Origin of the sequence: Streptomyces sp. V4I2, assembly GCF_030817655.1 — a bacterium.
Taxonomy (GTDB): Bacteria; Actinomycetota; Actinomycetes; order Streptomycetales; family Streptomycetaceae; genus Streptomyces; species Streptomyces plumbiresistens.
Genome location: NZ_JAUSZM010000003.1, coordinates 4072485 through 4095501, shown reverse-complemented (window position 1 = coordinate 4095501; position 23017 = coordinate 4072485). Strand labels below are relative to the sequence as shown.

The following is a 23017-nucleotide window of genomic DNA, read 5'->3' as shown; positions in this document are numbered from 1 at the left end:
TCACTCACCGCCCTGTTCGCGCAACGACGTCACCGGATTCGCCCGCCGCAGCGCCAGCACCGCCGTGACCAGGACCGGAGGCAGCGCCACCGCCGTCAGCAGTACGGCGACCCCCGCGACCGGCAGTTCGACGAGCACATGGGGCACCGGCCGGGCGGCCTCGGAGGTCAGGACGATCAGCGGGACCACGGCCCGGGTCAGCACCGTGCCCAGGGCTGCGCCCACCAGCAGCGCCAGCGCCACCAGCACCCCCTGTTCGACGGCGATGGTGCGGGCCAGCCGTCGGCGCGGGGCGCCCAGCGCGCGCAGTACGGCGAACTCGGCGCCCCGCTCGCGCAGCGAACCCGTCGCGCTCACCGCGAACCCGACCGCGGCCAGCGCCGCCGCCACCCCGGCCGCCGCGGCGAACGCCGCCTCGGGGCCCGCGCCGAACGGGTCGTCGCGCAGCTGCTCGGCGATCTCCTCCCGCACCACCACCTGCGCCGGATCCAGGTCGGGCCGCGCCCGCAGCGCCGCGGCGACGTCGGCCGCCGCGCCGGGCCGGGTCCGCAGCCACCACTCGGTGGGCGTGATGCCCTCCGCGTGCCGCGCCGCCAACAGCCGGTTCACGGAGCGCAGATCGACCAGCAGCGCCCCGCCGGTGGCCTCCTCGGTGGTCGGCAGGGACCGTACCGAGTGCGTGATCCGCACGGGCAGGGTCGCGCCGCCGAACGCCACGTCCACGCGCTGCCCGGTGCGGGCGCCCGCGGAGTCGAGGAAGCGGTCGGTGGCGACGGCCGTGACGGCGGGCGCCGGGGGCTGGACGACCTGGAGCCGCAGGGTCAACGCCGAGAGAATCCAGTTGTATTCGGAGGGGACGTACCCCGTGCTGTAGGCGACCGTCGGCCGCCCCGATGGCGTGCTCAGGCGCGGCTCGGTCGGCTTCGTGTCCTCGTCCGGCCCCGAGTTCTCCGCCTCGCTCGCCGCCCCCGCCTTCCAGCCGGTGGGCAGCGGCAGCGGCCGTACCGCCCCGTCGGGATCCACGGCGGTCAACTCGTCCAGCACGAACCGGTGTTGCTCGGCGCGGTCGGCCGGCTGGGTGATGACCCAGTCCATGCCGGTGAGGGTGAGTGGACCCGGCGGGACGTCCATGTCCAGGGTGTGGCGGCGGCCGTCGACGGGGAGTTCGCCGGCCGGGACCTGGTACGGGGTGCCGTAGCGGTCCTGGAGGGTGACGGTGACGTCCGCCGTCGCGCCCGCGCCCGCGGAGCTGCGCAGGGTCGCCGTCAGCCGCAGCCGGTCGGTGCCCGCGGGGACCCGCGCGCCCGCCGACGTCCCCTTCGGGCCCAGCCCGGCCAGCAGCGGCCGGACCGGCTCGGACGCCAGGTCGGGGCGCATCAGCAGGGCGTCCGCCGCGTGCGCGGTGTCCAGGGCCAGCACGGTCGCGGTCCGGTTGCCGGACAGCGGCAGCTCCGTGCGTACGGCGGGGGCGGCCTCGCGTACCTGCGGTACGGCCGCGTACTCGTCGGTGCGGCCGAGCCCGCCGTCCCCGGCGGCCAGGACCCGAACCGGCACCCCGGCCCGGAAGTCGGCCTGGTCGTCCTGCGAGCGGTCCCAGGAGGCGCCCTGGCCGATCGCCAGCATGCCCAGCGCGACGGCGAGGACCAGCAGCAGCACCGGGCCCGCCCCGCGCATCGGGCGCCGCGCGATCTGCCAGCCCGCCAGCGCCGCGGTCAGTCCGCGCCCGCCGGCCGCCCGGCGTTCGGCGAGCCGCGCCACCGGCGGCAGCAGCCGCAGCGTCAGGACGGTTCCGGCCAGCAGCGCGAGCGCGGGCGCCGCCACCAGCAGCGGATCGACGCCGAGGGCGCCGGTGGTGTCGCCGGTCACGGCGCCGGAGGTCTGGCGGCTCAGCTGCCAGTACGCGACCGAGGCCATCGCCAGCAGCCCGAGGTCCGCACCCGCGCGGATCGCGGAGGGCAGCGCACGCGCCCGCCCGGAGCCGAAGGACGAGGTCAGCGCGGGCAGCGTCACCGCGAGCGCACAGCCCAGCGCCACCCCGGCCGCCACCAGCCACACCCCCGCGCGCCCGCCCGCCGACACGTCCAGGTGCAGCCCGATCCGGGCCAGCGGCCCCCGCCCGGCCAGCAGCCGGGTCAGCGGCCCCGCGAGCAGCGGCGCGCAGACCACCGAGGGGACGGCCAGCAGCAGCGACTCCAGGGCGGCGAGGCCCGCGATCCGGCGGCGGGAGGCGCCGCGGGCCAGCAACAGCCGGGTCTCGCCGGTGCGTTCGGTACTCAGCAGCCGCGCGACCAGCAGCAGGGCACAGGCCGCCAGCAGCACCAGTTGGAGAGCGACGATCAGGAGCGTGGAGCGGGAGACGAGCAGCGAGCGGTCGACACGGTCGAGGACGTCGGGCAGGTCGGTGGCGGCGGCGGTACTGCCGCTGAGCACCGGCTGCCCCCGCAGGGCCGAGTTCCCGGCGCGGGCCGCCGCCCGCAGGTCGTCGATCCGCCCGGTCGTCAGCGTCGAGAAGTCAGCCGAGGCCAGCCAGGCCGACGGCCCGGCGCTCACCGCGTCGCCGGCCGCCACACCCGGATCGGCGAGCAGCGGACCGTACGTCGTGAAGTCGACCTGCTTGACCCCGCGGCCGCCCAGGTCGTCCAGCGTCCAGTACGGCGCGTCCGCCCGGGCCGGCCGGTAGAGGCCGGTGACCGTGACGCGTACCTTCGGGCCGCCGAGCCGGTCGGTGACGGTGAGGCGGTCACCGGGCTCGAGGCCGAGGAGCCGGGCGGCGGTCTGCGGAAGGGCCACCTCGACGCCGTCGTCGCTCCGGCCGGGCAGCCGTCCGGCGACGAGCCGCACCTGCGTGCGGTCCAGGGCCGCGAAGAAGGTCAGATCCGGGTCCCCGGACCGCTCGGCGGGCGGCTGCAGGGAGCGGGGCAGGGCGTACGGGCCCGACCGGTGCATGGTCCGCACGGTCACCGGCAGCCCGTCGAAGGTCTTGCGGGCCGCGTCCCGTACGGCGGCGTCGGCGGCCGTGCGCCGACCGGCCGGCACGTCGGCCTTGACGATCAGCGCGGTGTCGACGGCGTTGCGGGGGTCCCGTAAGGAATGGCGCAGGGCCGCGTCGCCGATCGCGCCCGAGTAGGCGGCGAGGGTCGCCAGGACGGCCGTGGTGAGCAGGACGGTCAGCAGGGCGGCGGCGAGCAGCAGCCGGTGCGCCCGGGCACGCAGGAGGACGAACCTCGCGGCCCCACCCCACCCCGTCACCCGGCCCCCCGCCGTGCTCCGTCGTTCCCCCGCCGTTGTCCGGATCTCCGGGCGATGTTGTCAGAGGGGACGGGCCGGGGGTAAGCGCTTCAGGGCCGGGCTTGACCGGATCGTGACCGGAATCCGGGGTCGCGCGACCGGAATCCGAGCCTCGACGGTCGTGCTCAGTCGGTATCGCTCAGTCGGTCGTGCTCAGTCGGGAGTGTTCACCATCGAGGCCGCCGCGTACGTCAGGTAGTTCCACAGCGTGTGCTCGTGCTCCTCGGACAGGCCGAGCTCGTCGACGGCGTCCCGCATGTGCTTCAGCCAGGCGTCGTGCGCCGCCCGGTCGACGGTGAAGGGGGCGTGGCGCATCCGCAGGCGCGGGTGGCCGCGGTTGTCGCTGTACGTCGTCGGGCCGCCCCAGTACTGGATCAGGAACAGCACGAGGCGCTCCTCGGCCGGGCCGAGGTCCTCCTCCGGGTACATGGGCCGCAGGATCGGGTCCTCGGCGACTCCCTCGTAGAAACGGTGGACGAGGCGGCGGAAGGTCTCCTCCCCGCCGACCTGCTCGTAGAAGGTCTGCTCCTGAAGCGTGCCGCGCCGAATCTCTGTCACGTCACCCATGGTCTCAGACGGGGAGACCCAGGACTCAAGGCCTAGGACTGGCCTAGGACCGACGCAACGGCTCGCTTCCGGGCGGCTGCCGCAGGACAGTGGACCCATGGGCGCGCACGATCTCGACCGGGACCACAAACACCTCACCGACCTCGCAGCCGCCGCGCGGGCCGCGCTGGTACGGGCGATCGACGCGAGCGGGGCGTGGGCCGCCGACCCGGTGTGGCGGGAGGTGTTCCTGGCGGTGCCGCGGCACCTGTTCGTGCCGTACTACTACGTCGGCGTCGTGGGCGGCTACGAGCGGCGCTGGGGCGAGAGCCCCGACCCGCGCAACCGCGAGCGCTGGCTGCGTGGCGCCTACGCCGACGCCCCGCTGGCCACCCGGCTGCGCGACGGCGAGCTGGTCTCCTCCAGCAGCCAGCCCTCACTGATGGCGATGATGCTGGCCGAACTGCGGGTGCGGGACGGCGACCGGGTCCTGGAGATCGGCGCGGGTACGGGGTACAACGCGGCGCTGCTCGCCCACCGGCTCGGCGACGACGGCCTCGTCACCACCGTCGACCTGGAACCCGAGATCACCGAGGCTGCCCGGCAGCATCTGGCGGCCGCCGGGTACCACCCGGTCGTCGTCACCGGCGACGGAGCGCGCGGGGTACCCGAACGAGCCCCCTTCGACCGGATCATCGCGACCTGCACACTGCCGTCGATCCCGCCCGCCTGGCTCTTCCAGTGCCGCCCCGGCGCCCGCATCCTGACCCCGCTCGCCACCGGCCTGGTCGCGCTGACGGTGACGGACGCCGGGCAGGCCGAGGGACATTTCCTGCACACGCCCGCCTACTTCGTGCCGCTGCGCGGCGGCGGGCCGGAGCCGGAGCAGGCCCCGCTGGGCGGCGTGCCGCGCCGGGCCAGGGACCACGAGCTGTTCCGCTTCCTGCTCGCCCTGACCCGCGGCAGCCTGGACCCGCAGGAGGCGTACGCACTGTGGGAGCGCGAGGGGCAGCCGCAGCGCGAGCGCTACGGCCTGACGGTCAGCGGCGAACGCGAGTGGGCGTGGCTGGACGACCCGGAGGGGCCGTATGCATGGCCCCTCCGTTGATCAGCCGCGGTGGATGGTGATCGTCGTCCAGGCGCCCACGTGCACCCGGTCCCCGTCCTGCAGCGGCACCGGCACGAAGGGCTGGATCGGCTCCTCCGAGCCGTTGACCGTCGTGCCGTTCGTCGAGTTCTGGTCGACGACCGCCCAGGAGCCGTCCGGCTGCTGGACCAGCACCGCGTGCTGGTGCGAGACGCCCGGGTCCTCCGGCGGCACCGCCAGGTCGATGTCGGGGGTGTCGCCGGTGGAGTGCCGGCGACGGCCGATGGTGATCTGGTTGCCGGTGAGGGCGCGCTGCTGCTCGGGCGAGTACGCGGGCAGGTTGAGACCCGCGGCCTCGGGCCCCGAGCGCTGCATCATCGCCATGAAGTAGTCACGGTCCGGGCCGATGGTCGCCGACCAGGTCGACGGCTGCTGCGGGTAGCCGGGGCCGGGAGGGGCGGGCGGGGCCTGGGTCGCGCCGGGCTGCGGATAGCCGTACCCGCCGCCGGGGCCCTGACCGCCGGGGCCCTGGCCGGGGCCGCCGGGTGCCGTGGAGGACGGCGGGGGGAGTTCCCAGTCGCCGCCACCGCCGCCGAAGGACGGACCGCCCTGCTGCTGCCGGTTCGGGTCCTGCGGGTAGCCGGGCGGGCCGCCGGGACCGGGCTGCTGGAACGCCTGGGGAGCCTGGGGTGCGCCGGGGCCCTGACCGGGACCGCCGGGGCCGCCAGGACCGCCGTGCGGGGTCGGGCCGGGCGGCGGCGGAACCGGCCGCGACGGGTCGCCACCGAAAGGCCCGGGACCGCCGGGGCCACCGGGACCGCCGGGACCCTGAGGACCGCCCGGGCCACCGGGACCGCCGGGCTGCGGATAGCCGTAGCCACCGGGAGCACCCGGACCGCCGGGACCACCAGGACCGCTCGGGCCACCAGGTCCGCCGGGTTGCGGATAGCCGTAGCCACCGGGAGCGCCCGGACCACCGGGACCCCCTTGTCCACCCGGACCGCCGGGGCCCTGACCGGGACCGTTCGGACCACCGGGACCGCCGTAGCCGCCGGGAGCACCCGGACCACCGGGACCGCCGTAGCCGCCGGGAGCACCCGGACCGCCGGGGCCCTGGCCCTGGCCCGGACCCGGACCCTGACCGGGGCGGGGACCACCCGGCCCCGACGGCCCGTTGCCGAACGGCGGGCCTGGCGGGATCGGTTCGGCCGGGCGGTTCATCTGCGAGGGGCGCGAGCCCTGGTAGTCGTAGCCGTCACCGCCGCCGTACGACGGCCCCGGAGGCTGCTGCTGGAAGCGCGCGGCCGGGTTGGGGCCGGGCGCCTGCGGCGGTGCGGCCGGGGTGTACGACGTGGCCGTGTTGGTCAGGAAGTTCCACCGGCACTCCTCGCAGAACGGCGCACCGCCCTCACGGGGCGTACGGCACTGCGGGCACAGTTCCGGCTCGGGCGCACGGCCGCCGGGCGGGCCGGGCTGCGTGCCCGGGCCCTGCGGTGGCGGGAAGCCGTAGCCTCCGCCCGGGGGCGGCGGCGGAGGGGGCGGAGGCACGGCACCCGCCATGCGGTGACCGCAGACCTCGCACCAGTCGTCGGAACCCGACTGGTGTCCGTTCGGGCAGGTCGGCATGTCGGCGCGTCCCCCTCTCCTTCTGTGTCCTGTCTAGGGTCCTACTAGGGTCCTGCTAGGTCACTTCTTTACACGAACAGTCTTTGTCGACCGGGTCTCGAGAGTCATCTCGTCGGCCTCCGCGACCTTCGCCTTCAGTCGCACAGTACCTGTCGCCGCATCGACGACGTCGACCACCTTCGCAAGCAGTTTCGCAGTATCCGCGTTCCCGGAGGCACTCGCGAGCTGAACGGCCCTGCCCAGTTTGGCCGTTGCTCCGTCGAAGTCTCCCGATTTGCGCAGATCGAGCCCTTGTTGGATGGCTTGTGCCAGTTCTGCCTGGCCCGTGTAGTGGGCGACCTGAGGGTTGATCGACGTGGAGGCGACCATGTCGTCGGTCCACACGGCCCGTACGAGACCCTGCGCGCCGGCCAGTGCCTGCGTGCTGCCGTCGGGCTGCGGGACGACCAGGGAGATCCGGGCGGCCAGCATCTCCTGGCCGATGTTCGCGACCGGGACCTCGACGCAGACGTGGTAGTCACGGGACTCGTCTCCCCAGGAGCCGGTGGGGTAGTCCCCCGCTCGCGGGCCGGACTCGGTGCGGCGGTCGGTCAGTTGCTCGACGGTGGGCGCGACCTGCTTGACGAACTTCACCGTGGTGCCCACCGGCGTCCACAGCCGCAGGGCGACGTCCGCGACCTCCTTGCCCATCGCCGTCTCCATCATCTGCGTGAAGTCGGCGGCCAGGCCCGCCGGGTCGGCGACGATGTCGGCGGTGCCGAGCAGTGCGGAGGCGATTCCTGTGACTTCTTTCACTTCCCAGTCGGTGCCCACGCCGCGCGCGTCACAGGTGAAGCGCCCGGCGCAGGCGTCCAGGGAGGCCTTCAGGTCCTCGTGCGACTCGTGTTCGTTGCGGCCGTCGGTGAGCAGGATGCCGTGGCGGATGGCCACGTCCGCGGAGGACAGCAGCCGGTCGGCGAGCCGCAGCCAGGTGCCGATGGCCGTACCGCCGCCCGCGCTGAGCTTGCGCAGGGCCTGTTTGGCCTGGTCACGGGTGGTGGCGTCGGCGACCGCGAGCCGGCCGTTTCCCGGGTAGACCTCCTTGGCCACGTGCGTGCCGCCGATCACCGCGAAGTGCACGCCGTCGCGCAGGGTGTCGATGGCGGCGGCCGTGGCGTCCCGCGCGTTGCGCATCTTGGTCGGCGGGTAGTCCATCGAGCCCGAACAGTCGACCATGATCGCCACGGCTGCGGACGGGCCCTGACCGGCCGAGTAGAGGTGGGGCGACGCGACCGCGCTTCCGATCGTGCCGCCGCCGGTCGCGGTCACCGTGACGATCGCGTTGACCTCGCGGCCGCCCTCCGGCAGGAACTCGTTCTGGTACACGTCCACCGAGAACTGCGGCACGCTGGACTTCGAGAAATTGGCCATACCTACTCAAATCCCCCTCGAACTCCCCGCCTCGGGCGGGGCGGCGACTGTGGACGGACCGGTCCCCTCCGGTCCGTCGAGACTTCCCCGTGTGCGCCCCTCAGGCCGATCCTGCCCCCTGCGGCGGGGCCGGGAACGGCACGACCGCCACTGTTACGTTGTCGTGGCCCCCGCCGTCCAGGGCGTGACCGACCAGGACGCGGGCGCTGTGCAGGGGGCGCACCGAGGCGTCCGGCGGCAGGACCTCGGCCATCTCCTCGGCCGCCTCCGCGTAGTTCCACAGGCCGTCGGTGCACACCACCACCACACCAGGCCGGTCCGGCTTGAAGGAAGCGGTGTGCGGCTCCAGTTCGTAGGCGTCCGCGCCGAGCCAGCCGGTGATCGCGTGGGCCCGCTCGTCGGCGTACGCCTCCGCCTCGTTCATCAGGCCCGCGGCGACCATCTGCGCGGCCCACGAGTCGTCCTCGGTGAGCCGGGCCGGGGGAGTGCTGCGGTCCACCGGGACCCAGTAGGCGCGGCTGTCGCCGACCCAGCCGACGACCAGCAGCCCGGACGTCACCACCGCGCCGACGAGGGTGCAGGCGGGGGCGTTCTGGTGCGGGGCGTGCTCGCGGGCCGTGGCGGGCTCCTCGGCCAGCGCGTTGACCGCGTGCGAGGCGGCGACGATCGCCTCGTGCATCGCCTGCTGCGGGTGCGTGCCGTGGGGGAGCGCGGCGAGCAGCGACTCGCTCGCCGCGCGGGAGGCGGCCAGCGAGGCGTCGTCGGGGCGGGTCGCCGAGGACACGCCGTCGCAGACGATCGCCACGACCGCGGCCGAGCCGTCGGGCAGCGCGGCGCAGCCGAGGCCGAACGCGTCCTCGTTGCGGTGGTGCCGCAGACCGCGGTCACTCACGGCGGCCACCGGGCCGATGTCCTGCTCCATGTGGTCGCGCTCCCGTGGCTGGGCGTGCCCGCAGTTCTCGCAGTAGCCGTCGCTGTCGACCCGGCCGGCCCGGCAGGCCACGCACACCTTGATGCCGTCGGGCGGGGTCGGGACGTCGGTGGCCACGCGCGGATCGGGGGCCTGGAGGGGGTACTCGTCGGGCTCCGGCGACCGGTCGAACCGTACGCCCGAGGCGGGGGACACCGGTGAGCCCGTGAACGGCGGCTGCGGTGAGCCCGCGTACGGCGGCTGGGGCTGCGGCTGGGGCTGCTGCGGTGCGGCCGGTGGCATGCCGGGCGTGCCGTCCGGCGGGAGCGGCACGCCGCCGTTCATGGCGATCGTCGGGTGGTCGCCCGGCGGCGCGGGTACGGCGGACAGGTCGTATCCGCACGCACCGCAGAAACGGTCACCCGACTCGAGGGGTTCCTCGCAGCTCGGACACCTCGACAGGGCGGTCTGCTGGGGCATCTGCGACATCAACTACACCCATGTCCGGGGGCGGTAACGGTTGGCACGTTCCACCAGGTCGATCCTCTCTTCGCCGCCCGACGCCAGCCGGGCCAGCGTGCGGTACGAACGCTCCAGTCCGAAGCGCAGGCCCCGCTCGTCCAGGCCGCTGCCGAGCAGCACCCGCCCCCCGGCGGCCGACGGAGGCGCGGAACCCTGGCCACCGGAGAGTATCCAGTCCAGCGCGCTGCCGAGGACTTCCGCGGACAACTGCTCACGCCGGGCCGGGTCCAGACCGTACGCCTCCAGGGCCTCGACCTGGCCGGCGGCCGCCGTCAGATCGTCCAGGAAGGGTACGTCGCCGGCCACCGCCGTGCGCTGCCGCAGCCGCGCCCGGACGGCCGCCACGCGCGCGGCCGTGTAGTGGATGGACGACTCCGGCACCGACTCCAGCGTCCGTACGGCGCCCCGCCGGTCGCCGGTGGCGAGCTGGACGCGGGCCAGGCCGAACGCGGCGCTGACATAGCTGGGGTCGGTCGACCAGACGAGGCGGTAGTACTCGGCGGCGTTGTCGAGCTGCCCGAGAACCTCCGCGCACAGGCCGAGGGCCAGCTTGGGGGCGATCTCGCCGGGGAAGGCGTCGTAGATCGCGTCGAAGCCGAGCGCGGCGGCCTCGTGGTCGCCGGTGACGAGCGCCGCGACACCCCGGTACCAGACGACCCGCCAGTCGTCGGGCCGCTCCTCCTCCAGCTTCAGCAGGGCCTGGTGGGCGGTGTCCGTGTCGCCGTTCTCCAGCCAGGCCCGGATCTGCCGCAGCCGCGTCTCGGTCGACGGGGTCGGCGCGGCGGCGATCGCCCCCAGCAGCTCGGCGGACGCGGTGGCCATCAGACCGGCGAGGAACCCGGCGTTGGGATCGGACGCGTCCACGTGCGGCACCGGCAGGGCGAGCGCGGCGACGGCGGCGTCGGCGGGCTTGACCAGGCCGGGAGCGGTGGCGGCCGCGTTGGTGCCGACCGCGTTGGTGACGGCTCCGTCGCCGGCCGGAAGAGCAGGGGCCGCGGCGGGCAGGAGGGAACCGGCCGGGGAACGCCGCCGGACGGGCACCGTCCGCGCCCCCAGCCTCGACACCTCTCCGTCCAGCTTCGGGAACAACACCGTGTCGGTGACCCGCACTTCGGGCCCGAACAGCGTCGACAGCGCAGGGCGGGCACGCCCCGACTGGAGCGACACGACCTCCCGCAGCACGCCCGTCAGCTGCTCCGCCATCTCCTGGGCGGACGCGAACCGGCGGGCCGGGTCCGGGTCGGTGGCGCGGACCAGCAGCCGGTAGAACGACTCGTACTGGCGGAAGACCTCGATGTTGTCGGGGTCGGGCAGGGAGTCCACGAAGACGTTCGTGTAGCCCTGGAAGTCGAAGGCGAGGACGGCGAGGGTGCGGGCGACCGTGTACAGGTCGGAGGCGACCGACGGGCCGACCTCGGCGACCTCGGGCGCCTGGTAGCCCACCGTGCCGTAGATGGCCGACTCGTCGTCGTCCATCCTGCGCACCGCGCCCATGTCGATCAGCTTGAGCTGGTCCTCGGTCTGGATCGCGTTGTCGACCTTGAAGTCGCAGTACAGCAGGTTGCGGCTGTGCAGATGCCCGAGGGCCTCGAGCGCCTCGATGCCGTACGCGCACGCCTGCTCCACCGGCAGCGGGTCCCGCTTGCCCTGCGGGCCGCGGCGGCCGTTGGCGATCTCCTTGAGGGACTTGCCGCCGACGTACTCCATGACGATGTACCCGTCCAGCGAACCCGTCCGCTGGTCGAGGTGCTCGACGAAGTTGTAGATCCGCACGATGTTGGCGTGCTCGATCTCCGCGAGGAACCGCCGCTCGGAGATCGCGGCCTCCATCGCGTCCTGGTCGCCGGTGTCGAGCAGGCCCTTGAGCACCACCCAGCGGTCCGACACCGCGCGGTCCACGGCGAGATAGACCCAGCCCAGGCCGCCGTGCGCCAGACAGCCCGCGACCTCGTACTGGCCGTGCACGACGTCGCCGGACTTCAGCTTCGGGACGAAGGAGTACGGGTGGCCGCACTTCGTGCAGAACCCCTCCGTGCGCCCCGGCAGCTCGCCGCGCGAACGCCCCACCGGCGCCCCGCAGTCGGAGCGCGAGCAGAACCGCTTGCGCTCCGGCACCTCCGGGTTCTCCAGGACCATCGCGCGCGGGTCCGGACGCGGCACGCCCGGCACCTCGACCAGGCCCGCGCCCAGCCGGCCCCGGGAGGACGACCCGGCGCCCGCGCCGGAGCTGCGCACCGAGAGCGAGCGGCCCGTGGACCGGCCCGACACCGAGCGCGACAGCCGTCCCGACACCGAGCGCCGCGACTTCGACGACTGCGACGACGTACGCGAACTGCTGCGGCTGCTGGCGCGCGAACCGGCGCTGCCGGACGAACTCCGGGAGCCGCGGCCGCCGGCCGTGATCCCGGTGGGCGGTGAGCCGACCATGCCGGTCGTGGAGACGACCGGGGCGAGACCGCACGTGTCGCAGTACAGCTCGCCGCCGCCCACGTCCTCGTACGCCCCCTCGCAGCCGGGCCGCTGGCAGGGCTGTTGTGCCTGACTCATGACGACGCAGTCCCCCTTCTGTCGCTCATGCTCCGGGCCCCCTACGGTCCTCGGGCCCGCCCTGCTGCTCCGGCACCCGAGGGGCGGCGAGCAGTTCGGCGGCCGCGTGCTGGTAGCGCAGCACGGCCTGTTCGGCGACGCGCAGGTCGCAGGGTGCGCTCCACAGCATCCGCCGCGCCGCGTCGTAACGCTCCACCAGGAACGGGTCCTCCGCGAGGCCGTGCCGGGAGACCTTCGCCTTGTACGCGTCGAGGCGGCCGCGCAGCTCCGCGCGGACCGCCAGGGGCTGGGTGACCGCGGTCAACGACTCGCGGGCGCGCAGCAGTTCGTCCTCCGCCTTCTGCTCCAGGGACTCCAGGAGCGGGGAGAGGCGGTGCCACTGGGCGTGTCTGCGGTACTCGGCGGCCGTCGCCAGCTGCTCCTGCAGCACGGTCGGCGGGCCGCTGACCACCGGCACCTCCGTGGCCGCGATCTTCGCGAGGACCTCGCCGCGCGCGATGCGTGCCTCGGCGAGGGTGCGGTCCGCGCGGGACAGCACGTCCCGCAGCTTCACCAGCCGGGCCTCCGCGTCCTGCCGGACCGTCAGCACGGCGTCGATCTCCCGGCGCACGTCCTCCAGGGCGCGCGCCTCACGGTCGTACACCGTGGTGTCGGGCTTGCCGCCGCCGGGTGCCGAACTCCCCGGCGTCGGGACCCAGAACGCCAGCGGGTCGGACACCACCTGCTCGCGCAGGTTCGTCAGGGTGCGCGTGATGCGCTCCAGGTCGTCGCCCGCCGGGTGCTCCCCGGGGCGTACGCCGACGGAGTGCGCCAGCCGGCGGGTGCGCTGGAGCTCCGCGGCCAGTAAATCGATACGGGCGGGCAGCGCCGACCACACGGCGTCGGCGGCGACGACCATGTCCAGTGAGCTCGCGTACAGCTCGTTCATCCGGTCCACGAGCGTGACCAGCGAGAACCGCTCGCTGAGCTTGCCCGAACCACCGTGCAGCGTCGGCGCGTTGGCCGTCGCCGAGGCGGATCCGGCGACCGTGACGGACTCGCCGCGCAGCAGCTCCGTCAGCTCCACCAGGTCCTCGCGGCTGGACCAGCGGCGGCGGGCGCGGATGCCACGGGCGGAGCGCAGCGCGCCGGCGTAGGCGTCGAAGTACGCCCACAGCAGGCTGATCGACGCCTCCGCCGCCTGCCAGCGCTCCTTGGTGACGCCGGTGAGCTCGGCGCCTTCGAGGAGTCTGCGGCCCGCGTGGTCCTGGAGGGCGAACAGCGAGGTCTCGATGGCCTCGTGCTCCGCGCCGAGCCGCGCCAGCGCACGGTCCACCTCGTCCCGGTCCATCACCGGCCCGGCGGGGTCCGTGACGCCCATCGATCACCTCTCGCTGCGTTGTGTGTTGATGGGGTGTGTGTTGATGGGTTCATGGGTTGATGGTCTGTCAGCTCTTGCGCGAGTACTCCGCCGGCGTGGGCGGTTCCGATGTCTTCGGATCCTTGCCCAGTGTCGCCGAAAGCCACCTGCCGTACGACGCCTGCCAGCCGTTCGCCGTGTCCTGGCGGTAGTCCACCAGAACCTGGTTGACCCGGCGTACCAGATCGTCGGCGTCCTTCTTCATCGCCACGCCGTAGTACTCGGCGGTGAAGGGTTCGCCCTTCAGCTCGACCGTCGGGTCCTGGGCGGCCTGGCTCGCGGCGAGCGCGCCGTCGGTCACCACGGCGTCCACCTCGCCGAGTTGGAGGCGCACCAGGCAGTCGAGCTGGTTGGGGACGGTGGTGCTCAGGTCGGCGGACGAGACGAGCTTGCCCGACTTCTGGCCCTCGACCAGCGTGGTGTTGGCGGTGGAGCCCTTCGCCGTACAGATCCGTTGCTTCGCGAGCGAGCCGTCGTACCCCGTGATCGCCGACGACTTGGGCGCCAGGACCTGCTGGCCGGTCTTGAAGTAGGGCGCGGAGAAGGCGACATCGCCCAGGCGCGTGCAGTTGATCGTCATCGTACGGACGACCATGTCGACCCGGCCGTCCTTGATCGCCGGGATGCGCTGGTCGGTGGGGATCGCCTTGAACTGGACCGCGTTCGGGTCGCCGAGTATGTCCTCGGCGATGCGGTGGACCAGGTCGATGTCGAAGCCTTCGAGCGCCGCGTCCTGGCCGCTGTTCGGATCGCGGTAGCCCCAGCGGTAGCTGTTCTGGTCGACGCCGACGATCAGCTTGCGCTTCTCGCCCTCGCGGTTCTTGATCGCCTCGATGGTCGGGCCGTCCGCGCCGGACGGGGACAGCGTCTGCTTCTCGGGTGCCTTCGCCATCTCGTCCGTGCAGCCCCCTTCGGCACGGGCCCGGCTGCCGTACGCGAGGCCCGGGCCGCTCGTGCCCGTGCTGCCGTCGCCGCCCGACGGGATCAGCGGCAGCAGCAGCGCGAACGTCAACGCCAGGGCGCAGACGACCGCCATCGCGCCCACACCGCCCCAGCCCTTCAGCCCGGCCCGCAGACCTCGCCCTCGCATCCACCGCCGCATCGTCACGCCCCCTCTCACCGGTACTCCGACAGCCTGCGGCCGATACCCAGGACGGCGCCGGCCGCGCCCAGGACCGCGAGGACGGCCGCGCCCACCGTGAGCCCCGTCATCGCGTCCAGGCCGTTGCCGGCCGCCTGCTCGAACTCGGCGTTCTCGTGCGTGATCGCTGTGGCGAGGTTCGCGTCGACGCTGTCGAAGCACTCGCCGGTCGCGCCCTTGGGGCCGATCACCCTGTCCAGCGCCGCCTGGTAGTTGCCGTTCTCGTCCTGGTCGCGGGCCGCGGCGTGACGCTTCTTCCACTCGGCCATGTTGCCGACGGCCGCGGTGACCGGCTGCTCGCCCGTCTTGTCGTCGGCGAGCTTCTCCGCCTCGGCCAGGCCCTTGCCGAGGGTGTCCATCTCCTCGCCGAAGTCGTGGTCGTAGGCGTCGTACGTCGTGCCGTTCACCTCTACGGTCTCGGCGCCGCGGGCCACCAGGGTCAGGTTCTCGCTGCCGCGCGCCTTCAGGGAGGCGATGCGGGCGTCGTGCAGGACGTTCAGTGAGCGGACGCCGTGGTCGTAGGAGTCGTCGAGGGCCGCGCGCGCCACGCTGTGGCCGACGACCAGCCAGAGCAGCACCACCGTGGCGGTCGCGGTGGCCGCGACCAGGCCGTGGTTCAGGACGCGGTTCGTACGCCGGTAGTTGCGGTGCTGGGCCCAGGCGAGCGCGGCCAGCGCGAGGACGCCGAGGCCGATCGCCGCCCACGGGTAGGGCGTGGCGTCGCCGTAGTCGGCGCGCAGGCGCTGGTTCTCCTTCTTGTAGAGATCCTCGGCCGCCGGGAGCATCTCCTTCTGCATCTTCTCGTTGGCGTACCGCAGATAGGCGCCGCCGACCGGGAAGCCCTGGCGGTTGTACGTCCGTGCCCGCTCGACCAGGCCCTTGTACTCCGGCAGCAGCTTGTTCAGCCTGGCCACGGTTTCCGCGGCCGGCGAGTCCGGGTCGGAGTTGGCCGCCGCCTGGACCAGGCCCTCGGCGGCGGCGTCGATGTCCTTCTCGTACCGGTCGCGGGAGGCGGCCGTCTCCTGGCCGCCGGCCAGGAAGCCGCTGGAGGCGGCGGTGTTGGCGTCGGCGAGCGAGCGGTAGATGTCGGCCGCGGCGGAGCTCAGCGGCTGGCTGTTGTTCAGCACGTCGTCGGCGGCGGTCGACCGGTCGGCCATCTGCCAGGCGGTGACGGTACCGAACGCGACGACGAGCAGGGCGAGGACGGCGCCGATGATGCGCAGCCGGCCGGGCTCGGTGGTGGCGGCGGTGCGCAGTCGGTCGACGCCCTCGGCGAAGGCGGTGCGGCGGTGCGGCTCGGGCGGGGTGGGGGGAGCAGGGGACGTGCGGGGAGTGGGGTTGTTGTGCTGCACCGGCGGCACTGGGCCGCTCGGGTGTGGCTGTGGTTGCGGCTGTGGTGGTACCGCGGGCATCGTGGGCACACCGGAGCCTGGTGGTGGTGCCGCGCTGCTTTTCGGCGGGTGTGTCACTTGACCTCCCCCATGGTCATCCGTCGCCGCAAGTATCGCTGCCGGGACTGACATCCGCACCGGCCTTGGCTGGATCTTGATCGGATCGCAGTGTGCTCTTGCGGTGGTACGGCCGCGGCCCCGCACCACCCCCTGCCCATTCATACGCCGGTGGAATCGGTTCGGTTCCATCCGGGGGCCGCGGGGCCTCCAGGGCGACGGTCACTTCTTGAGCGACCGAGTCGGGTGGTGGGTGGGCATAGGCCGGGGGTCTGGGGGCGGAGCCCCCAGGGGCGTCCGCACCAGCGCCGGGTGCCATGACGAAACCCGGCTCAGTGCTCGAAGTACGCCCGCACCCTCTCCTGTACCTCTCCGGACGCGCCCACCCGGTCCAGCCCCAGCAGCGCCGCGCCGAGTACTGGACTCGCGGTCACCACCTGCGGTACGGCCTTGGGAGCCCGGGACGCCAGCAAGTCACGTACACCGTCGTCCAGTCGGGGATGCCGGGCCGCCAGCACCCCGCCTCCCAACAGCACCGGCGTCTCCTCCTCCAACAGATCCAGCCGCGTCAGCGCCACCGTCGCCATGGTCACCACCTCGTCGGCCAGGCGGTCGACGAGGCCGCTGGCCACCGCGTCACCGGCGACGGCCGTCGCGAAGAGCACCGGCGTCAGCTCGTGGCGGCGGGCCGTGCCGATGTGCTCCAGATGCAGGGCTTCGACGAGGGCGTACATGGAGGGCAGCCCGAAGTGGGCCGGGAGGGTGCGCGCAAGGGCCGTAGCAGGTCCGCGGCCGTCCTCCGCGCGCGACGCGTGCCACAGGGCCTCCTCGGCGAGGCCCCAGCCGCCGCCCCAGTCGCCGGAGATACGGCCCAGCGCGGGGAAGCGGGCGGTGCGGCCGTCGGGACGCATGCCGACGCAGTTGATGCCGGCGCCGCAGACGACGGCGACCCCGCGCGGCTCGGTGACGCCGGCCCGCAGTACCGCGAACGTGTCGTTGCGGACCTGCGTACTCGCCCCCCACGCGCGCGCGTGCAGCGCGGCCGCCAACTGTTCCTCCTCGACGGGGAAGTCGGCGTTGGCGAGGCAGGCGGAGACGTGGTCGACCGACTCGACCCCGGCCGCGGCGAAGGCCTGTTCCACGGCCTGCGCCACCTTGTCCACCGCCGCCTCCACGCCCACCACGGGCGGTCGGAACCCGCCGCCGCGGGCCGTGGCGAGGACGGTTCCGTCGGCAGCCACGACCGCGACGTCGGTCTTGCTGTTGCCCGCGTCGACGGCGAGGACACTTGCGGTCAGGCCCACGCGAGATGCTCCCGGTTGTGTGCGATCAGCTGGTCGGTGAGGGTGTCGGCGTACTCGAACTGGCCGATGAGCGGGTGGGCGAGCAGCGTCCGGAACACCCGGTCGCGGCCGCCCCGCAGCGCGGCGTCCAGCGCCAGCTCCTCGTACGCCGTCACCTGCGCCATCAGGCCCGCGTACAGCGGGTCCACGGTCGGCACGGACAGCGGCGTCGCCCCCTTCTGCCCCACGGCCGCCTGCACCTCGATCACCGCGTCGGGAGGGAGGAAGGGCAGGGTGCCGCGGTTGTGGGTGTTGACCACCTGGTAGGGGCTGCCGCCTCCGCCGAGCAGCCCGGCCGCCAGGTCGACCGCCGCCTCCGAGTAGTAGGCGCCGCCCCGCTTGGCGAGGAGTTCCGGCTTCTCGTCCAGGGCCGGGTCGGCGTACATCTCCAGCAGTTGTCGTTCCATGGCCGCTACTTCGGCCGCCCTGGACGGCTTCGTTCTCAGTTCCCGTACGACCTCGTCGTGCGCGTAGTAGTAGCGCAGGTAGTACGACGGGACCACGCCGAGGCGGTCCAAGAGCGGGCGGGGCAGGTGCAGGTCGGCGGCGATCGTGTCGCCGTACTGCGACAGGAGCTCGGGCAGGACGTCCTCGCCCTCCGGGCCGCCGAGGCGTACGGCCGTCTCCCAGGTGAGGTGGTTGAGGCCGACGTGATCCAGGTGGACCTCGCCGGGTGTGACGCCGAGCATTCCCGCGAACTTCCGCTGGAAGCCGATCGCCACGTTGCACAGGCCGACCGCCTTGTGGCCGGCCTCAAGCAGGGCGCGGGTGACGATGCCGACCGGGTTGGTGAAGTCGATGATCCAGGCGTCGGGGTTCGTACGACGGACCCGTTCCGCGATGTCGAGGACCACCGGGACCGTGCGCAGCGCCTTGGCGAGGCCGCCCGCGCCGGTCGTCTCCTGGCCTACGCAGCCGCAGTCCAGGGGCCAGGTCTCGTCCTGCTCGCGAGCGGCCTGGCCGCCGACGCGGAGTTGCAGCAGGACCGCGTCGGCGCCCTCGATGCCCTCCTCCAGCACAGACGTGGTCACGATCCGGCCCGGGTGGTCCTGCCGGGCGAAGATACGGCGGGCCAGGCCGCCCACCAGGTCCAGGCGGTCCGCCGCCGGGTCCACGAGGACCAGTTCCTCGACGGGCAGAGTGTCCCGCAGACGGGCGAAGCCGTCGACGAGTTCGGGTGTGTAGGTCGATCCTCCGCCGACCACGGTGAGTTTCATAGGTGGTTCAACCCTTTACTCCGGTGAGCGTGACGCCCTCGACGAACGCCTTCTGGGCGAAGAAGAACACGAGGATCACGGGGGCCATGACCAGTACGGTCGCGGCCATGGTGAGGTTCCAGTCGGTGTGGTGCGCTCCCTTGAACGACTCCAGTCCGTAACTCAGTGTCCAGGCGCCGGGGTTCTCGGAGGCGTAGATCTGGGGGCCGAAGTAGTCGTTCCACGCGTAGAAGAACTGGAAGAGGGCGACCGCTGCGATGCCCGGCTTGGCCATCGGCAGGACGACCCTCAGCAGGGTGCGCAGCTCGCCGCAGCCGTCCACCCGCGCCGCGTCGAGGTACTCGTTCGGGATCGTCGTCAGGAACTGCCGCAGCAGGAAGATGGAGAACGCGTCGCCGAACGCCATCGGGATGATCAGCGGCCACAGCGTGCCGGACAGGTCCAGCTGCTTCGCCCAGAACAGGTACATCGGGATGACGACCACCTGCGGCGGCAGCATCATCATCGAGATCACCAGCATCAGGGACAGATTGCGGCCCCGGAAGCGGAACTTGGCGAGCGCGTACGCCACGGGGATCGAGGACACGACGGTGAGGACGGTGCCTGCACCGGCGTAGAGGAGCGTGTTCTTCCACCAGGTCAGGAAGCCGGGCGTGTCGAAGACCTTGGCGTAGTTGCCCCACTCCCAGGTGTGCGGGATCAGATCGCGGCTGAGGGCCTGGGAGTCGCTCATGAGGGACGTCAGGAAGACGAACACGAACGGGAGGGTGAAGAAGAGGGCCACCGCGACCCCGAGGGAGTGGATGGCGATCCATTCGAGGAACGCCCTGCGGCGGGCCGTGCGTTCGGCCGGGGAGACGGGCGCCGGCAACTCCACCGGCCTGTCCAGTACTTGGGTCATGGTCAGTCACCTGCCTGGATGAGACCGCCCCGGCGCCGCATCAGCAACGCGGTGAACGCCATCGACAGGGCGAAGAGGACGAGGGCGACGACACACGCGGAGCCGTAGTCGAAGCGCTGGAAGCCGAGGTTGTAGACGAGCTGGGGGAGGGTGAGGGTCGACTTGTCGGGATAGCCGGGCTCGAACTGGGTGCCCGCGCCCTGGATCACGCCCGAGGCGACCTTCCCGGCGATCAGTGGCTGGGCGTAGTACTGCATGGTCTGGATCACGCCGGTGACCACGGCGAACATCACGATCGGCGAGATGTTCGGCAGGGTGACGAACCGGAAGCGCTGCCAGGCCGAGGCGCCGTCCAGCTCGGCCGCCTCGTACTGCTCCCGGGGTACGTCGAGCAGCGCGGCCATGAAGATGACCATCAGGTCGCCGATGCCCCACAGGGCGAGCAGGGTGAGGGCCGGCTTGGACCAGGAGGGGTCGTTGAACCAGCCGGGGGCCGGGATGCCGATGCCTTCGAGGATCGAGTTGACCGGTCCGGTACCGGGGTTGAGCAGGAAGGCGAAGGCCATGGTGGCCGCCACCGGCGGGGCCAGGTAGGGCAGGTAGAACAGGGTGCGGAAGACACCCGTGCCCGTCCTGATCTTCGTGATGAGCAGGCCGACGCCGAGTCCGAAGGCGACCCGGAGCGTGACCGTGATCAGGACCAGCCACAGGGTGTTGCGCAGGGCGGGCCAGAAGTAGGGGTAGTGCTCGAAGACGTACGTCCAGTTCTTCGTTCCGCTCCACGTCGGCGGCTTGAAGCCGTCGTACTGCATGAACGAGAAGTAGACCGTCGAGATCATCGGGTACGCGAAGAAGACCGCGAAACCGATCAGCCAGGGCGACATGAAGGCGGCGGTTCGAAGCGCCGACCGGCGGCGCTTCGACGCGAGAGTGATCGTGCTCATTACTTGGCCTGTGCGATGTCCGTGTCGATCTGCTTGGCGGTCCTCGCGAGGCCCGCCTTCAGGTCCTTGGCCTTGCCGCTCTCGTACTCGTACCCGAAGTTCTGGATCGTCGCGAGGTACACACCGCCGTTGACGGAGGCCGGAGACGTCGTGGAGTTCGGGTTCGCGGCGATGTCCAGGAAGGTCTTGAAGCGCGGGTCGTACTTCAGGTCCGGCGACTTGAGGGCGGCCAGCGTGGACGGCACGTTGTGGATGGCGTTGGAGAAGGCGACGACCGCGGCCGTGTCGGTCGTCATGTACTTCACCAGCTCCCAGGCCGCGTTCTGCTTCTTGCTGGTCGCGGCGATGCCGGCGATGGTGCCGGTGATGTAGCCCTTGCCGTACTGGTCGGCCTGGTCGTCGGGGACGGGCAGGGGGGCCACGCCGATCTCGAAGTCCGGCTTGGCGTCCAGGGCCATGCCCAGGCGCCACTCGCCGTCGAGCTGCATGGCGACCTGGCCGGTCTGGAAGGGGTGCTTGGGACCCCACTCGTCGCCGAGTGTGGAGCGGTACTTCTCCAGCCGCTGGTAGCCGCCGAGTTCGTCGACGAGCTTCTTCTGGAGGGTGAAACCGGCCTCGACGGCCGGGTCCGTGGCGATGGTCGACTTGCCGCTGGAGTCGAAGTACGTGGGGGAGAACTGCCCGAGGTAGTGCTCGGTCGTGGTCTCCCAGCCGTGGTAGTTCGGCATGAAGCCGAGTTGCTTGTAGCTGTCCCCGTCGGAGATCGTCAGCTTCTTGGCGTCGGCCTCGAACTCGGACCAGGTCTTCGGCGGGGTCGTGATGTCGGCCTTCTCGAAGGCGGTCTTGTTGTAGTAGAGGCCGTAGGCGTCGCCCAGCAGCGGGACACTGCACCGGTTCCCGTCGAACTCGGTGTACTCGCTCATCGCCTTCGGGAAGGTCTTGGCCGGGTCGATCCCCGACTTCTCGAAGAGGGGATTGAGGTCGACCAGCGCGCCCGACGAACAGAACTTGCCCACGTTGTTCGTGGTGAACGACGAGATCACGTCCGGCGCCTTGTCACCGCCCGTCCTGAGCGCCTGGTTCATCTTGTCGTCGGTCATGTTGCCGACGACGTTGACGTGGATGGTGGGGTGCGCCTTCTCGAAACCGGCGACCAGCGACTTCACGGCCTTCACCTCGGCGGGCGCGCTCCAGGCGTGCCAGAAGTTGAGGGTCGTGTCCTCGGAGGGGTCGTCGCTCGCGCCGGAGCCGGACTGGCCGGTGCAGGCGGTGGCGAGGAGGGCGACGGAGGCGGCGGCAGCGAGCGCGACTTTCCTGGATATTCCGGGCATGACGAGGTCTCCCAAGGGCAGGGCGGGGCTGAGGGTGATGGGTGTGCGCGAGGGGGGTGTGTCGGGTGTGTCGGTGAGAGGGGACTGGAGGGGTCAGCGCGAGGTGTCGAAGACCTCGTCGCGGGTGGCCGCGAGCGCGCTCTCCAGCGCGCCGCGCAGCACCGGGTGGTCACGGACGTCGCCGACGACGAGCCGCGGCCGGGGTGCGGCCAGCTCCTCCAGTTCGGCCTGGACGAGGGCGCGCAGCGGTTCCCCGCCACAGGTGAGCGAGGCGCCGCTGAGGACCACGAGTTCGGGGTCGAGGACGGAGACGAGGGAGGCGAGACCGGTGGCGAGGTGGGTCGCGTACGCCTCCAGCAGGCGCCGGTGGGGGCCGTCGTCGGCCTCCGCGGCACGCGCGACGAGGGCGGCGGCGACCTCGGCGTACGGGCCCGACGGGATGTCCTCGACGCCGAGGTCCCGGGCCAGCTTGGGAATCGCCTGCGAGCCGGCCAGCTCCTGGTAGCCGCCGCTGCCCGCCTTGCTGACCTGCCGGACCAGGGGGGTGCCCGGCACCGGCAGGAAGCCGACCTCGCCGGCGCCGCCGGTCCAGCCGCGGTGCAGCCGGCCGCCGAGGACCAGGGCGGCACCGAGGCCGCCCTCGTTCCACAGCAGAACGAAGTCGCCGTGCCCGCGGGCCGCGCCGAGCCGCTGCTCGGCCACGGCGACGAGGTTGACGTCGTTCTCGTACTCGACCGGCATCGGCAGGGCGGCGGCGAGTTCGTCCAGGAGGGTCGGGGAGTGCCAGCCGGGCAGGTGGGAGGCGTAGCGCAGTCGGCCGGTGTTGGGGTCGAAGGCGCCCGGGGTGCCGATGACGAGCCGGTGGACCTCGTCACGGGCGAGCCCGGCCGCCTTGACCGCGCCGTCCAGGGCGTCGGTGACCTGTCGGACGACGGGGTGGGCGGGGCGTCTGCCAGGGGTGGGCAGCTCGTACGAGCCCACCGTGCGGCCGGTGATGTCGGCGACGGCGGCACGGACCCGCTCGGGGGTGACGTCGAGCCCGGCGGCGTACGCGGCGGCCGGGTTGACCTCGTACAACTGGGCGTTGGGCCCCGGGCGGCCCTCGCTGGTGCCGGTCGCGAGGACCAGCCCCGATGCCTCCAGGCGGGCCAGCAGCTGGGACGCGGTCGGCTTCGAGAGGCCGGTGAGCTTGCCGATCCGCGTACGGGACAGCGGCCCGTGCTCCAGGAGGAGGTCCAGGGCGGCGCGGTCGTTCATGGCGCGCAGGACGCTCGGGGTGCCCGGCGTACCGGCGGTTCCTGCCATGGGGTCGACACCTGCCTCTCGGCTGTCCAGGTTCCCAGTGATCAGGGCGGGG

16 protein-coding genes are annotated in these 23017 nt (G+C 72.7%); 1 reads left to right on the top strand and 15 read right to left on the bottom strand.

Annotation, left to right across the window (positions count from 1 at the left end):
* Both QFZ76_RS19380 and QFZ76_RS19375 read right to left on the bottom strand, forming a co-directional pair.
* On the bottom strand, nt 1–3249 hold the full coding sequence (locus QFZ76_RS19380; RefSeq protein WP_307674920.1) for an FtsX-like permease family protein: 3249 nt from the start codon (nt 3247–3249) through the stop codon (nt 1–3).
* Between the two features lie 192 nt (nt 3250–3441).
* The gene (locus QFZ76_RS19375) at nt 3442–3855 is read right to left on the bottom strand and encodes a globin (RefSeq protein WP_266439440.1); all 414 of its coding nucleotides are present in this window, start codon (nt 3853–3855) and stop codon (nt 3442–3444) included.
* 97 nt (nt 3856–3952) lie between these two features.
* Here QFZ76_RS19375 and QFZ76_RS19370 point away from each other — a divergent pair, with 97 nt between their 5' ends.
* On the top strand, nt 3953–4942 hold the full coding sequence (locus tag QFZ76_RS19370; RefSeq protein ID WP_307674919.1) for a methyltransferase domain-containing protein: 990 nt from the start codon (nt 3953–3955) through the stop codon (nt 4940–4942).
* Here QFZ76_RS19370 and QFZ76_RS19365 read toward each other — a convergent pair whose 3' ends face one another.
* From QFZ76_RS19365 to QFZ76_RS19305, 13 genes are all read right to left on the bottom strand, one after another.
* Nucleotides 4943–6547 carry an FHA domain-containing protein gene (locus tag QFZ76_RS19365; protein WP_307674918.1) on the bottom strand — a complete coding sequence of 535 codons (1605 nt, stop codon included), beginning with the start codon at nt 6545–6547 and terminating at the stop codon, nt 4943–4945.
* 60 nt (nt 6548–6607) lie between these two features.
* Complete coding sequence (locus tag QFZ76_RS19360) at nt 6608–7957, bottom strand: VWA domain-containing protein (protein WP_266439445.1); 1350 nt, start codon at nt 7955–7957, stop codon at nt 6608–6610.
* A 100-nt stretch (nt 7958–8057) separates the two neighbouring features.
* A complete protein-coding gene (locus QFZ76_RS19355; protein WP_307674917.1) occupies nt 8058–9359 on the bottom strand; it encodes a PP2C family serine/threonine-protein phosphatase in 1302 nt (433 codons plus the stop codon).
* Nucleotides 9360–11936, bottom strand: a complete 2577-nt coding sequence (locus tag QFZ76_RS19350) for a serine/threonine-protein kinase (protein WP_307674916.1) — start codon at nt 11934–11936, stop codon at nt 9360–9362. It abuts the gene before it with no gap.
* Nucleotides 11937–11961: 25 nt separating this feature from the next.
* Complete coding sequence (locus tag QFZ76_RS19345) at nt 11962–13296, bottom strand: hypothetical protein (RefSeq protein ID WP_307674915.1); 1335 nt, start codon at nt 13294–13296, stop codon at nt 11962–11964.
* Nucleotides 13297–13363: 67 nt separating this feature from the next.
* A complete protein-coding gene (locus tag QFZ76_RS19340; protein ID WP_307674914.1) occupies nt 13364–14425 on the bottom strand; it encodes a glutamate ABC transporter substrate-binding protein in 1062 nt (353 codons plus the stop codon).
* Between the two features lie 26 nt (nt 14426–14451).
* Entirely contained in the window at nt 14452–15888 is a 1437-nt protein-coding gene (locus tag QFZ76_RS19335; protein ID WP_307674913.1) for a hypothetical protein, read from the bottom strand.
* Nucleotides 15889–16256: 368 nt separating this feature from the next.
* Nucleotides 16257–17228: an N-acetylglucosamine kinase gene (locus QFZ76_RS19330; protein ID WP_307674912.1), complete on the bottom strand. Its 972-nt coding sequence runs from the start codon at nt 17226–17228 to the stop codon at nt 16257–16259.
* A complete protein-coding gene (locus QFZ76_RS19325; protein WP_307674911.1) occupies nt 17219–18484 on the bottom strand; it encodes a 6-phospho-beta-glucosidase in 1266 nt (421 codons plus the stop codon). Before QFZ76_RS19325 ends, QFZ76_RS19330 begins: the two co-directional genes overlap by 10 nt.
* 7 nt (nt 18485–18491) lie before the next feature.
* Nucleotides 18492–19385: a carbohydrate ABC transporter permease gene (locus QFZ76_RS19320; RefSeq protein ID WP_307674910.1), complete on the bottom strand. Its 894-nt coding sequence runs from the start codon at nt 19383–19385 to the stop codon at nt 18492–18494.
* A gap of 2 nt (nt 19386–19387) precedes the next feature.
* Nucleotides 19388–20329, bottom strand: coding sequence for a carbohydrate ABC transporter permease (locus tag QFZ76_RS19315; protein ID WP_307674909.1), 942 nt, complete (start codon nt 20327–20329; stop codon nt 19388–19390).
* The gene (locus QFZ76_RS19310; RefSeq protein WP_307674908.1) at nt 20329–21660 is read right to left on the bottom strand and encodes an ABC transporter substrate-binding protein; all 1332 of its coding nucleotides are present in this window, start codon (nt 21658–21660) and stop codon (nt 20329–20331) included. The genes QFZ76_RS19315 and QFZ76_RS19310 overlap by 1 nt, the downstream gene beginning before the upstream one ends.
* 93 nt (nt 21661–21753) lie before the next feature.
* A complete protein-coding gene (locus QFZ76_RS19305) occupies nt 21754–22965 on the bottom strand; it encodes an ROK family transcriptional regulator (protein ID WP_307674907.1) in 1212 nt (403 codons plus the stop codon).
* Nucleotides 22966–23017 lie beyond the last annotated feature (52 nt).